The sequence below is a fragment of the Sphingobium sp. V4 genome (assembly GCF_029590555.1).
Lineage (GTDB): Bacteria > Pseudomonadota > Alphaproteobacteria > Sphingomonadales > Sphingomonadaceae > Sphingobium.
Genome location: NZ_CP081001.1, coordinates 513,825 through 527,455 on the forward strand (window position 1 = coordinate 513,825; position 13,631 = coordinate 527,455).

10 protein-coding genes and 1 pseudogene are annotated in these 13,631 nt (G+C 67.8%); 4 read left to right on the plus strand and 7 right to left on the minus strand.

The window, feature by feature from the left end; all coding sequences use genetic code 11:
* Positions 1–364 precede the first annotated feature (364 nt).
* The gene (locus K3M67_RS02620; protein ID WP_285832173.1) at positions 365–817 is read right to left on the minus strand and encodes a monooxygenase family protein; all 453 of its coding nucleotides are present in this window, start codon (positions 815–817) and stop codon (positions 365–367) included.
* A gap of 62 nt (positions 818–879) precedes the next feature.
* On the opposite strand from K3M67_RS02620, the gene K3M67_RS02625 reads away from it, so the two are divergent.
* Positions 880–1,428 carry a TetR/AcrR family transcriptional regulator gene (locus tag K3M67_RS02625; RefSeq protein ID WP_285832174.1) on the plus strand — a complete coding sequence of 183 codons (549 nt, stop codon included), beginning with the start codon at positions 880–882 and terminating at the stop codon, positions 1,426–1,428.
* Here the strand turns inward: K3M67_RS02625 and K3M67_RS02630 are convergent, their stop codons facing one another.
* Positions 1,429–2,109 carry a YiaD family glycine zipper/OmpA-like lipoprotein gene (locus tag K3M67_RS02630; protein ID WP_066859956.1) on the minus strand — a complete coding sequence of 227 codons (681 nt, stop codon included), beginning with the start codon at positions 2,107–2,109 and terminating at the stop codon, positions 1,429–1,431.
* A gap of 150 nt (positions 2,110–2,259) precedes the next feature.
* On the opposite strand from K3M67_RS02630, the gene K3M67_RS02635 reads away from it, so the two are divergent.
* Together K3M67_RS02635 and K3M67_RS02640 are read left to right on the plus strand one after the other, a co-directional pair.
* On the plus strand, positions 2,260–3,576 hold the full coding sequence (locus K3M67_RS02635; protein ID WP_066859952.1) for a hemolysin family protein: 1,317 nt from the start codon (positions 2,260–2,262) through the stop codon (positions 3,574–3,576).
* Between the two features lie 38 nt (positions 3,577–3,614).
* Positions 3,615–4,395: pseudogene (locus K3M67_RS02640) on the plus strand (kinase).
* 38 nt (positions 4,396–4,433) lie between these two features.
* Here K3M67_RS02640 and K3M67_RS02645 read toward each other — a convergent pair.
* The 4 genes from K3M67_RS02645 to K3M67_RS02660 all read right to left on the minus strand — a co-directional run bounded on the left by K3M67_RS02645 (position 4,434) and on the right by K3M67_RS02660 (position 7,496).
* Entirely contained in the window at positions 4,434–5,300 is an 867-nt protein-coding gene (locus tag K3M67_RS02645) for an FAD:protein FMN transferase (protein WP_285832175.1), read from the minus strand.
* Between the two features lie 110 nt (positions 5,301–5,410).
* Complete coding sequence (locus tag K3M67_RS02650) at positions 5,411–6,301, minus strand: DUF4198 domain-containing protein (RefSeq protein WP_285832176.1); 891 nt, start codon at positions 6,299–6,301, stop codon at positions 5,411–5,413.
* 13 nt (positions 6,302–6,314) lie between these two features.
* The gene (locus K3M67_RS02655) at positions 6,315–6,839 is read right to left on the minus strand and encodes a DUF2271 domain-containing protein (RefSeq protein WP_285832177.1); all 525 of its coding nucleotides are present in this window, start codon (positions 6,837–6,839) and stop codon (positions 6,315–6,317) included.
* A gap of 12 nt (positions 6,840–6,851) precedes the next feature.
* Complete coding sequence (locus K3M67_RS02660; RefSeq protein ID WP_285832178.1) at positions 6,852–7,496, minus strand: PepSY-associated TM helix domain-containing protein; 645 nt, start codon at positions 7,494–7,496, stop codon at positions 6,852–6,854.
* 294 nt (positions 7,497–7,790) lie between these two features.
* Here K3M67_RS02660 and K3M67_RS02665 point away from each other — a divergent pair, with 294 nt between their 5' ends.
* Positions 7,791–8,768 (plus strand): MlaA family lipoprotein, encoded by a 978-nt coding sequence (locus tag K3M67_RS02665; protein WP_285832179.1) that lies wholly within the window; start codon positions 7,791–7,793, stop codon positions 8,766–8,768.
* A gap of 101 nt (positions 8,769–8,869) precedes the next feature.
* Here the strand turns inward: K3M67_RS02665 and K3M67_RS02670 are convergent, their stop codons facing one another.
* Positions 8,870–13,534 carry an NAD-glutamate dehydrogenase gene (locus K3M67_RS02670; protein ID WP_285832180.1) on the minus strand — a complete coding sequence of 1,555 codons (4,665 nt, stop codon included), beginning with the start codon at positions 13,532–13,534 and terminating at the stop codon, positions 8,870–8,872.
* Between the last annotated feature and the right edge of the window lie 97 nt (positions 13,535–13,631).

A 13,631-nucleotide genomic window follows, 5' to 3' on the forward strand; every position in this document is an offset into this window, starting at 1 on the left:
GCGGGCCGGGACTGTCCGATCCGCACTGTCAGCGTCTTGTGATCCGAGGATTTCCGCCCATTCTACCCGAAACCGTGCGCAACGCGGTCCGGAACCCGGCAAAAATCCAAGGCCGATCCATAAGCGCACGAGGCGCCGTCTGGACCGGAGTTCGATGACCCATATAGGCCGATGCGGAGGATTTGTGAAGGGGCGAGGGGGCGATCTTTGGCGCCGCACAAGGGTTCGAGGCTGAAGTTGACGGTGTCGCCGTCCCAGCAGGCGACAGAAAGATGTTACGGGCACTTCAACGACTGCAGGTTGCCTGGATGGTCGGACTGGTCAACCGGCTCCATGCATCGCAGCCAATTGGAACTGGCGGCTGTTACGCCCGGCCAAGCGTCAGGCGCTGGCGGGCGGTGAGGAAGGGGCCGTCGGGAGCGAGAAGCGGGGCGAATGTTGCGAAGCCCATGGCGCCGGGCATGTTGGCGTAGAGCGCCTCCATCGCGCCGCTGCGCGCATAGGTTTCGTGCCAGAAGCCGGCGCCCCGGCCGAGTTTCGCGAAATCGCGCCACCAGTGCGAATGGGGCGCCGAACGGGTGAAGCTTTCCAGGCTTTCGAGGTCGCGCCAATATTGGCGGATGCCGAAATGGTTGAGCGCGAACAGGCATTGCTCATGCGCCAGCAGCCCCTCGGGCGGATTCTCCACGATTGAGCGCAGCCCCTTGCCGATGCCGATCAGCGAGACGAGGCCGCGCAGGCTAGACACGCGAAAGCCCAGCATGATGACGATGAGGTCGGGATAGGCGGACAGGTCGACCGACTGGCGGGATTGCATCGACTCGCTCCTTGACGTTTATGGTGTAAACATGACTTATCCGGATTACAGTGTAAACATCCATGTCCGATCCCACAGTGCCTTCGCTCCATGACCGTCTGGTGGATTGCGCGCTGGCGCTGATCGAGGCGGGCGACGCGGAAGTCAGCCTGCGCGCAGTGGCGCGGGCGGCGCAGGTGTCGGCCATGGCCCCATATCGCCACTTCGCGGACAAGAGGGCGTTGATGGCGGCGGTGGCGCTGCGCGGATTTGCGATGCTGGAGGCGGAGGCGAAGGCGGCAGATGACGCCATCGAGGCGGCCGACGCGCTCACGGCGCAGGGCCTGTCCTATATCGCCTTCGCCCGCGCGCATCCAGCGCTGTTCCGGCTGATGTTCGCCGATGATGCGGGCATGACCCTGCCGCACGACCAGTGCCGGGGCGCTTACGCGCTGATGGCGGCGCGCGTGGCGCACATGTCGCCCGACCAGGCCGAGGCGGGCGCGCTGGCCTGCTGGGGGCTGGTCCATGGCCTCGCCAAGCTGGCGCTGGACGGCCGCTTGCCGCCCGATCCGGTGGCGGAACGGGCGGCGCTGGAACTGATGGCGCGGGCGCTGGTTGCCCGGTCCTGATTAGCCCTTCACGTCGGCTTCGGTCACGGGTGCGATCTTGATTTCGACGCGGCGGTTCGCGGCCTTGCCTTCCTCGGTCGCGTTGGAGGCGATCGGCTGGGTCTCTCCATAGCCGCGCGTGCCGATGCGGGCGGACTGGACGCCGCGGCCGATCAGATAATCGGCGACGGAGCGGGCGCGGCGTTCCGACAGCGTCTGGTTATAGGCGTCCGCGCCGTCGCTGTCGGTATGGCCATATACGTCGATATAGGTTTTGGGATATTGCGCCAGGACCGACGCGACATCGTTCAGCGTCGGCTGGAACTGGGGCTGCACGTCGGCCCGGTCATAGCCGAAGGTGATGCCCGAGGGCATCCGCAGCAGCAGATTGTCGCCGTCGCGGATCACGTCCACGCCGGTGCCGGCGGTTTCCTCGCGCAGCTTGCGCTCCTGCGCGTCCATATAGGCGCCGATGCCCGCGCCGGCGACCGCGCCGATCCCCGCTCCCAGGATCTTTTCCGTGCGGTCGTTGCGCCCGCCGACCAGATCGCCCAGCAGATAACCGCCCAGCGCGCCGCCGATGCCGCCGATCGCCGCCTTGGAAATGCTGCGCTGCCCGGTCTGCGGATCGGTGGTGCAGGCGGTGGTGGCAAGCATCGCGGCCAGACCCGCGGCGCCGATGATCCGGTGAGAAATCCTCATTATTCTGTTCCCTTGTCTATTCGCCCCGTGGAGCGGATGCCCCCCTCAATGGCCGAGCCAAGCGCTTTGTTCCACAAGCGAACTGAACTGTGGATGATGCCGATGTTGTGAAATTGAAAGATTAGCGTCTATAGGGGGTCACTGACCGCCATGGCCACGATCCCCCCTCCCCATCCCACGCCCTTTCCCTGGGCAGACCTTGTCATCATCCTGGCGCTGGTGGCGCTGAACGGTGTCTTCGCCATGTCGGAACTGGCGATCGTGTCGGCGCGCAAGCCCCGGCTCCAGGCGATGGAGAAGGCCGGGCGCAAGGGCGCGCGGGCGGCGCTGGCTCTGGCGGCGGACCCCGGCAAGTTCCTGTCCACCGTCCAGATCGGCATCACCCTGATCGGCATCGTCGCGGGCGCCTATTCGGGCGCGAGCCTGGGCGGGCCGGTGGGCGAGCGGTTGCAGGCGCTGGGCCTGTCGCCCAACCTGGCCGAAAATGCGGGCTTCGCACTGGTCATCGGCCTTACTACCTATGCCTCGCTGATCGTCGGCGAGCTGGTGCCCAAGCAGTTCGCGTTGCGCGCGCCCGAGCCGATCGCGGTCTTCGTCGCCCGGCCGATGCAGTGGCTGGCGAAACTGACCGCGCCGATCGTGTGGGTGCTGGACGGGTCGAGCAGCCTGATCTTCAAGCTGCTGCGGCTGGACCGCGAATCGGAACATCATGTCACCGCCGAGGAATTGCACCTGATCGTCGCGGAAGCGAGCCGGTCGGGCATCATCGAGGAAAGCGAGCGGGCGATCATATCCGGCGTGGTGCGGCTGGCCGACCGGCCGGTGCGCGAGGTGATGACCCAGCGCATGGATGTCGACTGGATCGACATCGGCGCCGACGAGGAGACGATCCGCGCCAAGCTGCTCGACACGCCGCACACCCGCCTGCCGGTGGGGCGCGGGTCGGTGGAGGATATTATCGGCATCGTCCAGGCGCGCGACATCATGACCGCGCTGTTCCGGGGCGAGCCGCTGAACGTCGAGACGCTGATGCGCCGGGCGGAGATCGTGCCCGACCAGGTGGATGCGATGGACGCGCTGGAGGTGCTGCGCCGGTCCGACGTGCCGATGGTGATGGTGCATGACGAATATGGGCATTTCGAGGGGATCGTGACCCCGGCCGACCTGCTGTCCGCCATCGCGGGCCATTTCGCGTCGGACCGCGACGTGTTCGACGATCCGGACGTGGTCGAGCGCGAAGATGGCAGCCTGCTGGTATCCGGCCAGATGCCGATCGACCAGCTGGCCGAGCGGATCGGCATCGACCTGTCGGAGGATCGCGACTACGCCACCGTGGCGGGCCATGCGTTGTGGCTGCTCAAGCGCCTGCCCGAAGTGGGCGACTATGCCGAGGACCAGGGCTGGCGCTTCGAGATCGTCGACATGGACGGGCGCAAGATCGACAAGCTGCTGGTGGCGATGGGGTAGGGCCGGGCGTGGCGGATGCGCTGGATGCGGCGAGCGCGCTGGCCGCGCAGGCGCTGGCCGCGCGGGCCGATGGCCTGGTGGTGGGGCATCGCCGGCGCGCAGGGCAGCGGCAAGTCCACGCTGGCGGTGGCGCTGAAGGCCCGGCTGGCGGCGCAGGGCGTGGCCTGTGCGCTGCTGTCGATCGACGATCTCTACCGCACCGCGGCGGAACGCGCGGCGCTGGCGCGGACGGTCCATCCCCTGCTGCGGACGCGCGGGGTGCCGGGGACGCATGATGTCGCGCTGGGGCTGGCACTGATCGCCGCGCTGGAGCGGGGGGAGGCGGCGGGCCTGCCCCGGTTCGACAAGGCGATGGACGATCGCCTGCCCGAAAGCGCATGGGATCTCGCGCCCGCTGCCACCCGGCTGCTGATCCTGGAGGGCTGGTGCGTCGGCGCGCGGCCGCAGGAGCGGGCGGCGCTGGCCGTGCCCGTCAACCCGCTGGAGGCGCGCGAGGATGCGGACGGCCGCTGGCGCTGCTTCGTCAATGCGGCATTGGCGGGGGTGTATCAGCGGCTGTTCGCCCGTATCGACCGGCTCGCGCTGCTGGCCGCGCCCGATTTCGCGGTGGTGGAGCGCTGGCGGAACCAGCAGGAGGAGGCGCTGCGCACGCGGGGCGGCGCGGGCGTGATGGACGCGGCGCAGGTGGCGCGCTTCATCCAGCATTATGAACGGATCACGCGCCATATGCTGGCCGAGATGCCGGGACGCGCCGACCTGCTGATCGCGCTGGACGCCAACCGTCGGGTGACGGAGGTGCGGAGGCGGCCGGGTGGTTGAACGCGGTCACGGCGCGGCTGCGTCTGCAACGCCGCCTCTCAGTCCAGCATCGCCGCAAGCCTGGGCGTCATATATTCCTGCGCGCCCGCATCCGTGCGCAGGACGAGGCGGGCGGCGAGGGCGTGGCTGGTGGCCAGGGCCATGCCCCGGTCAGGGCCGAGAATGGTGATGGCTGTGGCCAAGGCGTCGGCCAGCATGGCGCTGTCGTGCAGCACGGTGACGGAGGCGACGCCCTCCGCTATCGGTGCGCCAGTCGCCGGGTCGATGCTGTGCGAAAGGCGGCGGTCGCGGTCCATGCGATACCGGCGATAATCGCCCGAGGTGGCGACGGCGAGGCCGGAGAGGGCGATGCGCAATGTCGGCACGGGCAGGCCCGGCGGTGCTTCGACATCGACCCACCAGGGCTGGATGTCGGGCTTGATCCCGTCGCCGCGCAACTCGCCGCCGATCTCGACCAGGAAATTGGCGACGCCCATCGCCCGCAAGGCTGCGGCGATGGCATCCACCGCGAAGCCCTTGGCAATGCCGGAGAAATCGAGCGAGACGTCGACCGTGCGACGGGCGCGGGTTCCATCCACTTCGATCCGCCTCCAGGGGGAGGGGATGACGGCGGCGTCGAAGCTTTGCGCGTCGGGGCCGAAGCCCCAGCGGTCGACGAGCCGGCCGATCGCGGGGTCGAAGGCGCCGTCCGAGAGGCGGGCGATGTCGAGGCCGGCGCGCAAGACCGTCAGCAGGTCCGCCGGCAGCGGCATCCATTCGCCCACCGCCAGGCGGTTGAAGCGGCTGATGGCGGAGTTCGCCTCCCAGTTGCTCATCTGGTCGATGATGCCCGTCAGCACCTTTTCGATCTCGGCCGCGCAGCCTTCGGGCGGATCGACGATCTGCGCCGACCAGCTCGTCCCCATGGTGGGGCCGCCCAATGCGACGATCGCGCCCTGACGCTGTCGCCCGAGGAATTGCTCGGGCGAAAGGTCGGGCGCGATCGCGATGCGCAGGCCGTGCGGGTGGCCGGCGTTCAGGGCGCCAGCACCTCCAGCGTCGTGATGTAGGAGGCGCGGCGCTGCGGCGGGCCGGCCGGCGCCTGCGGCCGCGGCGCGGGCGATGCGCCCGCACCGGGACCGGCCTGGCCCGGACCGCCGGGGCCGCCTTCGCCACCTTCGCGTCCGCCACCGATGCTGGCGTTGAGCCAGTACATGCCCGGCTGCGGCCATGTCACCGACAGCTTGCCGTCCTTGTCGGCAATGAGGTCCATCTGGCCCAGCGCATCCCGATAGCGGATGCCGCCGGGAATGACCGTGACCTTGAGGCCGGCGGCGGGCTTGCCGTCGAGCAGGAACTGGAAGGTCGCCGCCTCACCCGAAACGAGGTCGTTGGGGTGGGTGACGGGGACCAGTTCGATGCCTTCGCCGGTCGGCTTGAAGATGGTCGTGGTGGGCGCGCCCAGCGTCACGAAAATTTCGTTGCGGTTGGAAGCTTCGGCGACCTGCACATCGGTGGCGCCGGTGGGCAGTGCGCTGGCCAGCTTGTCCTTGGTAGTGCCGCGCGGCAGCCGCTCGCGCTTGCCGTTCAGCATGTAGCTGCCCATGATGCCGGTCGAGGCATTGGCGATCCGATAGGTGCCGGGCTTGGTCAGGTGGACGTCGAAGGTCGAACGATAGCGCCCCTTGGCCGCATTCTCGATCTTGCCGGCCGCGCCGTCGGGTTCGGTGACGCTGATATTGTCCGTAGCCATCGGGAAATGTTCGAAATAGAAAAGATCGTTGGAAACGGCGGCGTCGACCGTCACCCAGCTTTCATTGCCCGACAGGGTGGTGGAGGACGGCATCATCCATTGGCGATGCGCCTGCGCCGCGCCCGAGAGCAACAGGGCGGCAAGCGCCCCCGCGATCAGAAACCTGGTTTTCATGGCTTTCTTCCCCTTATTTGCCGAAGGTGAGGGTGATGGCGCCCAGTTCGCTGCCGCCCTGCGCCTTGACGGTGGCGCCCGGTTTCGGTGGCCAGGCGAAGGGCAGGCGGACGACTTCGCGACCGCCTACCTCGCGCGCGGCCTCAACCAGCAGCGTGTAATTGCCGGGCGCCAGCAGCCCCAGCGGCCCCTTGCCGGCGGTGAAGGCGATTTTCTGGTCGCCCGGCGCGCGGGTTGCGCCGGTCACGCCATCGGCCGGAAACTTCATTGCCCGACCCGAAGCGCGCCACCACTGGCGCACGTCGCGCAGCCACTTGGTGCCCTCTCCATTGCGCATGTCATAATCATACCAGGCCGACAGGCTGCGGGGAGCTACGCCCTCCTTCTCGATCCAGATCGCGACATAGGGGCGGTGATATTCGGCGACCGACAGGCGCGGGATGGTGACGCTGAGGTTCAGCGTCTGGGCGCTGGCGGGCGCGGCGAGCGCGCCGAGCGCCGCCGTGCCGGTCAGGGCCAAGCTGTGGCGGATCTGCATGGATGGTCCCCCTTAATGGATGAAGATGATGGCGAGGATCGCCGGGATGACGAGGCCGCCCGCGACCAGCGGCCAGGTGGTCGGGCGCCTCTTCGCGTGCAACTGGAGCAGCAGCAGGCCGGTGAGGGCGAAGAGGAAGCAGGCGACCGAGAAGATGTCGATGAACCATTTCCACGCGGTGCCTGCGTTGCGGCCCTTGTGCAGGTCGTTGAGGTAGCTGATCCAGCCGCGGCTGGTACTTTCACTGGTCACGTCGCCGCTCACCCGGTCGATCGCGATCCAGCCGTCGCCGCCGGGGCGCGGCAGGGCAAGATAGACTTCGTCGGCGGACCATTCCGCCACGCCCGCGCCGCTCTGTCCGATCGCCTTTTCCACCCAGGCGGCGACCGGGGCGGGCAGCGGCTTCTTCGCGTCGGGCGCATCATCGGAAGCGAGCTGTTTCAGAAGGTCTGCGGGCAGGGTGGCGTTTTTCTCCACGGTCTGCGGCGCGCCCTCGACATCGGCGGCGTGGTTGAGCGTGATGCCGGTGAAGGCGAAGAGCAGCAGGCCGATGAGGCTGATCGCCGAACTGACCCAATGCCAGGTGTGGAGCTGCTTCAGCCAGAAGGCCTTGGCGCTCTTCTTCTTGGGCGGGTGGATGCGGGCGGTTCCGTGCATCGGGAAGGGACTGGTCCTGCAAAAAACGAGGCCGACCGCATAACGCGAACGCCTCGCAATTGCAAACGAGTCGCAGTCGCCAAATTGTATCAAAATGTATGACGGACTTTTTGTGCGGCGGACGCAGCGCCGGGGGCGACAGGCGCCCTTGCGCCGCTATTGACGGGCAGGTCCATCCCAACTAGCCGAAATATTTGCCGGATGTAAGACAGGCGGAATAACGCCGGGATGTCGGGGCTGTGGATCGGGCCGCTCTTCAGGAGAGCAAGCGGTGGCCGCTATTGGGATGACACTATGCTGCTGCCGGCCGTTGCTGCGGGAATGATGATGATGGGTGCGCAGGCGGAAGCCGAGACACCGCGACTGGCCATGGCCGCCGTTGCCGAGGGGGCGGCGTTGCAGGACACCGCGCCCGCTGCCGGAACGCCGCCACCCCCCGTCGTGCCGACCGTTCCGCCGGCCGCGAATGGGGCCGGCGCCACGCAGGACATCGTCGTTACCGGGGAGAAGGGCGCGCCCAAGGGCGATCCGCTGGAACAGCTGAACGCCAAGAGCTTCGAAGCGGTGCAGTCGGTCGACAAGGCGGTCGTCGAGCCGGTGGCCAAGGCCTATAACAAGGGTCTGCCGCGTCCGGTGCGCAAGGGGTTGCGCAACTTCTTCTCCAATCTGGGCGAGCCAGTGGTCGCCGCCGCCTATCTGTTGCAGTTCAAGCCGGGCAAGGCAGCGGAGACGGTCGGCCGCTTCGGCGTCAATTCGACGCTGGGTTTCTTGGGCCTCTTCGATGTCGCCAAGCGCAAGCCCTTCCACCTGCCCCACCGGAATAACGGCCTTGCAAACACGCTGGGCTATTATGGCGTGAAGCCCGGTCCCTATATGTATCTGCCTATCGTCGGCCCGACCACGCTGCGCGACATCATTGGCGATACGGTGGACAAGATGGTGCTGCCCTTCATCGCCGGCGATCCCTTTACCCGGCCGGCCTATGTCCTCCCGACGACGATCCTCAACCAGCTGGGCGAGCGCGCTGCTTTCGACGAGACGATCCAGGCGATCCGCAAGGAGGATGACCCCTATACGGTCTATCGCGAGCTGTATCTGAAGCAGCGGCAGGCGGAGATCGACGCGCTGCATGGGCGCGCGCCGGCCGAGCCGATCGTGCCCATCTATGGCGAGGATATGCCGACGCCGGGCAAGAAGAACGCGCCCAAGGTGACGATCCCGGATCGGGACGGACCGGACATGAATGAGCCGGAGACGGACCAGCCGCAATAAGCGCGCGGATTGGAAACGACGGAACGACGTAAAGTCATCCGACTCCACAAAAAAGGGGCGCCATCCTCATGGAGGGCGCCCCTTTTTTCATGACCGGGAGATTAGCGCCCCAGCAGTCCGCGCGCCTGACCCGCGATTTCGGCCAACATCGCGACATTGGGCGTCGCGGCCGCCTTGGCGCGCTGGACGAGCGTGCGGAACTGGCGGACGCGCGCGCCCTTGGCCTGGAGCCACTGCTCGACATGGGTGGCGATGTCCTGGCCCTTCCCCTGGGCGAGGAAGTCGAGCCGTACCTGCTGCATGTCGCGGGCGACGCCGGAGATGAGCAGGCGTTCCCAGGGATCGGTCGGCTCCATCCGCGCGGCGGCGGACTGGACCCAGTCGATGCCGACCGCTTCGCCCAGATGGGTGAAGGCGCGGGTGAGTGCGATTTCGTCCACGTCCATGCGCGCGGCGAGCGCGGCGATGCCCACCGCGCCGTCGAGCTTGAACAGCCCGGCGGTGCGCAGCGCCAGCGCTTCGGGCGCGCCGAGACCGAGCAGGCGGTCGGTGACGGCATTGGTGCGCCGCTGCGCCTCGCTGGTCAGCAGGTCGTCGACCTGGGCGGCGAGCTTGCCGACGCCCGCGGCCAGTCGCTCATGGCCCTGCGCCGGCAGCGTGCCGGTGGGCAGGGCGCGCAATATGTCGGCGATCTGCGCGCGCATCCCCCCGGCAATATCGCTGAACAGGGCAAGGCGCGCCCCTTCGGACATCTCGGCCGCGTCGATGTCCGCCCACAGCGTGCCGATGTCGTAGAGACGTTCGGCGATCAGGAAGGCGCTGGCGAGATCGGCGAGCGAGCAGCCCTCCTCTTCCGCCAGTTCGAAGGGATGGATGAGGCCGAGGCGGTTGACGATGCGGTTCGCGACCTTGGTGGCGATGATCTCCTTCCTCAGCGCATGGGCGGCGATCGCGTCGGCTTCCTTCTGCTGCATGGCAGGGGGGAAGGCGGCGGCGAGTTCGCTGCCCATGGTCACGTCGGTGGCGAGGTCGCCCTGTTCGATCGCATCCTGAAGCGCCAGCTTGGCCGTGGACAGCAGCACGGCGAGTTCGGGGCGCGTCAGCCCCTGGCCGTCCTGGCCACGCCGCAGCAACTGGTCGTTGGCGGCCAGCCCCTCCACCTGCCGGTCGAGCCGGCCGCTTTCCTCGAACGTCTCGATCAGGCGGACATAGGAGGCGAGGTCGGCGGCGCCACCGGCTTCGGCGATGGACAGGCCCAGCGCCTGGAGGCGGTTATCCTCCAGCACGATGTCGGCCACCGCGTCGGTCATGCTTTCCAGCAGCCGGTTGCGCTCCTCGAAGGGCAGGCGGCCTTCGGCCATTTCCTTGTTGAGCGCGATCTTGATGTTGACCTCATTGTCCGAGCAGTCGACGCCGGCCGAATTGTCGATGAAGTCGGTGTTGATGCGGCCGCCCTGCAACGAGAAGGCGATGCGGCCGGCCTGGGTGACGCCCAGGTTCGCGCCTTCGCCGACCACCTTTACGCGCAGCTGTTCGGCATTGATGCGCAACCGGTCGTTGGCCGGATCGCCGACATCGCCGTGGCTTTGCGCGGCGGCCTTCACATAGGTGCCGATGCCGCCGAACCAGAGAAGGTCGGCCGGAGCCTTCAGGATGGCGGAGATGAGCGCCGTCGGTTCCATTTCCGTTTCGGTCACGCCCAGGATTGCCTGGACTTCCGGGGTCAGGGGCACGCTTTTCAGGCTGCGCGAAAAGACGCCGCCGCCAGCGGAAATGAGCGACTTGTCATAATCCTCCCAGCTGGAACGGGGCAGCTGGAACAGCCGGTTGCGTTCGTCCCAGCTCCTGGCCGGATCGGGTGCGGGGTCGAAGAAGATGTGACGATGGTCGAAGGCAGCGACCAGCTTGATCGACTTGCTGAGCAGCATCCCGTTGCCGAACACGTCGCCCGACATGTCGCCGCAACCCACGACCTGCACCGGTTCGTTCTGCACGTCGACGCCCATTTCGGCGAAGTGGCGCTGGACGCTGATCCACGCGCCGCGCGCGGTGATGCCCATCGCCTTGTGGTCATAGCCGTTGGAGCCGCCGCTGGCGAAGGCGTCGCCCAGCCAGAATTTGCGGTCGAGCGCGATGGCGTTGGCGACGTCGCTGAAGGTCGCCGTGCCCTTGTCGGCGGCGACCACGAAATAGGGGTCTTCGCCGTCGTGAATGACCACCTGCGGCGGGTGCTTCACCTTGTCGTTGACGATATTGTCCGTGACCGACAGCAGGGCGCGGATGAAGATGCGGTAGCTTTCGGTGCCTTCCGCCAGCCAGGCGTCGCGGTCGATCTGCGGATTGGGCAATTGCTTGGGATAGAAGCCGCCCTTCGCGCCGGTCGGCACGATGACGGCATTCTTCACCCGCTGCGCCTTCATCAGGCCCAATATTTCGGTGCGGAAGTCGTCGCGCCGGTCGGACCAGCGCAAGCCGCCGCGGGCCACCGGGCCGGCGCGCAGATGGATGCCCTCGACGCGCGGGGAATAGACCCAGATTTCGCGCCACGGAAGCGGGGCGGGCAGGCCCGGGATCTGCGCGCTGTCCAGCTTGAAGGCGATGGCCTCTGCCGCTGCCTTGCTGAAGAAATTGGTGCGCAGCGTGGCGGTGACGACCGCGCGCAGCAGGCGCAGCACGCGATCCTCGTCGATCGCGGTCACATGGTCGAGGCCGGCGTCGATCGCCGCCTGCGCCTGCGCTATCCTCTCGTTTGCGCCGTCGCGCGCGGCGGGATCATGCAGCGCCTCGAACAGGGTGACGAGGCTGGCAGCGACATCCTGTGCGCGGCGCAGCGTTTCGGCGACGGTCGCCATGCCATAGGCCATTCCGGTCTGGCGCAGATAGCGGTAGAGCGAGCGGAACAGCACCACCGAACGGGGCGTCAGGCCGGCGGTCACGATCAGTTCGTTCAGCCGGTCATTTTCGGCATGGCCCTCCAGCACCTGGGCGATGGCTTCGGTCACGATTTCGGCGCGGTCCACCACCGCCTGCGCGTTGCCACCGGCGGGCAGTTCCAACACGAAGCGCTGGACATGGCCCAGTCCGCCATTTTCGAGTGCCGTCGTCATCTCCTCGATCACGCGGAAGCCGAAATTCTCGAAGGCGGGCACGACTTCGGATAGGGCCGTGGTGTGGTGGCTGTAGAGCTTGAGGCGCAGCCGTTCGGCGCTGTCCTCCGGATTGCGGTAGATGCGAATCGACTTGTCGCCCGCGCCCGACAGGCCGTGGAGCAAGCGGATGTCGATCGCGGCCTCGACCGGGCCGGCGCCGTTGCGATAGGCGAGGGGAAAGCCCGGCGCGAAGCGCTGCGCCAGCGCAGCGGCGCGGCCCGCTTCCTCGGTCGCGGCCAGCGCTTCCTCCACGGCGGGCACCCAGCCGCGCACCATCTGCTTGAGCTGCTGGTCGAGCGCGGCGTCATCCGGCACGACGCCGCCATCGCGCAGGTCGAGCGTGATGCGCAGCAGGGCGAGGCCGCCTTCCTCCAGCGCGATCGACCAGCTGAGCACCGGACCGTTCGCCGCCCGGGCCAGCATGTCCTGAATGGCGGTGCGGCGCGCGGTCGACAATTCGTCGCGCGGCAGCCAGACGAAGGCGTAGAGGTGGCGTGCGAGCGCGCTGGTGGCGAGCGCCAGCTGCGGGCGCGGCCGGTCGCTGAGCGACATAAAGGTCAGCGCCAGCCGCTCCAGCGTTTCGCGATCGAAACCGATGGTGATGTCATGGGGCAGGGCGGTCAGCGCATGAGCCAGAGTCTTGCCGGCATGGCCGGCCGGATCGAAACCGAACTTGTCCATCAGCGTGGACAGGGCCGACCGGAGCAGCGGCACTTTGTCCGGGGTCGCCGACAGGCCGGAACTGGTCCACATGCCGGCATGGATCGACAGTGCCGTCACCTCCCTGCCTTCGCGCAGGGGCACGATGACGAGGTCGAGCAGGACATGGCGATGCACGCGCGAGAGGCGGCTCGACTTGACGATCAGCGGCGTGCGCTTGCCCTCCTCGAACCAGACGAAGGCGGCCTCCAGCGAAGCAGGTGCGATCAGCGGCTTGTCATGACGGGTGCAGATGCCCAGCCGGGCCACGCTGCTGCCGTCGCGGCGGATGATTTCATGGCCGACCTGGGTGAAGTGGCGGGCGAGGAACCAGCGCAGCAGCGCGGCGCCTTCCTCATCGGGCACTGCATCGGCATCATTGGCCATGGCGGTCTGCATCGGCGCCCAGTCGGCGACGGTCGCGCGCACGTCGGCGAGCGTGTCCTCCAGCGCCTTTTCCAGCGCCCGGCGCGCCTTGGCGTCGGCCCGGTCGGCCTCGATATAGATCATCGATTCCCGGCGCGCGCCCGGCGCGTCGTCATCCAGAATCGCCGACAATGCGCCCGCGCCGTCGCGCGCGACGGAAAGCACCGGATGCAGCAGGCGGTGGATGGTGATGTCGGCGGCCGCCAGCGTGTTGGCGATCGAATCCACCAGGAAGGGCATGTCGTCATTGACGAGGGCGATACGCATGAAGCGGCCGGTCGCGCCTTCGCCCAGCGTTTCGACGGCAATCGCCGGCACACCGGGCTTGCGGCCATTGGCCGTGCGGCCCAGGAACGCCGCCGCCGCGGCGACGGCCGCGCTGTCGAACCCTTCCCGTTCGCCGGGCAGGGCGCTGCGCGCCAGCGCTTCTTCCAGCGCCTCGCGGATGAATGTGTCGACTTCCTTGATCTTCGTATCTGCCAGCGCCGTCATTCGCTCACCTCTCAGCGCGGGTGGGCCCCGCTTGCCTGTCGAAACGGAGGAGACGCTGGATGGCCGCCATGCGACTCCCCGGTATTGGAGCGCCTAT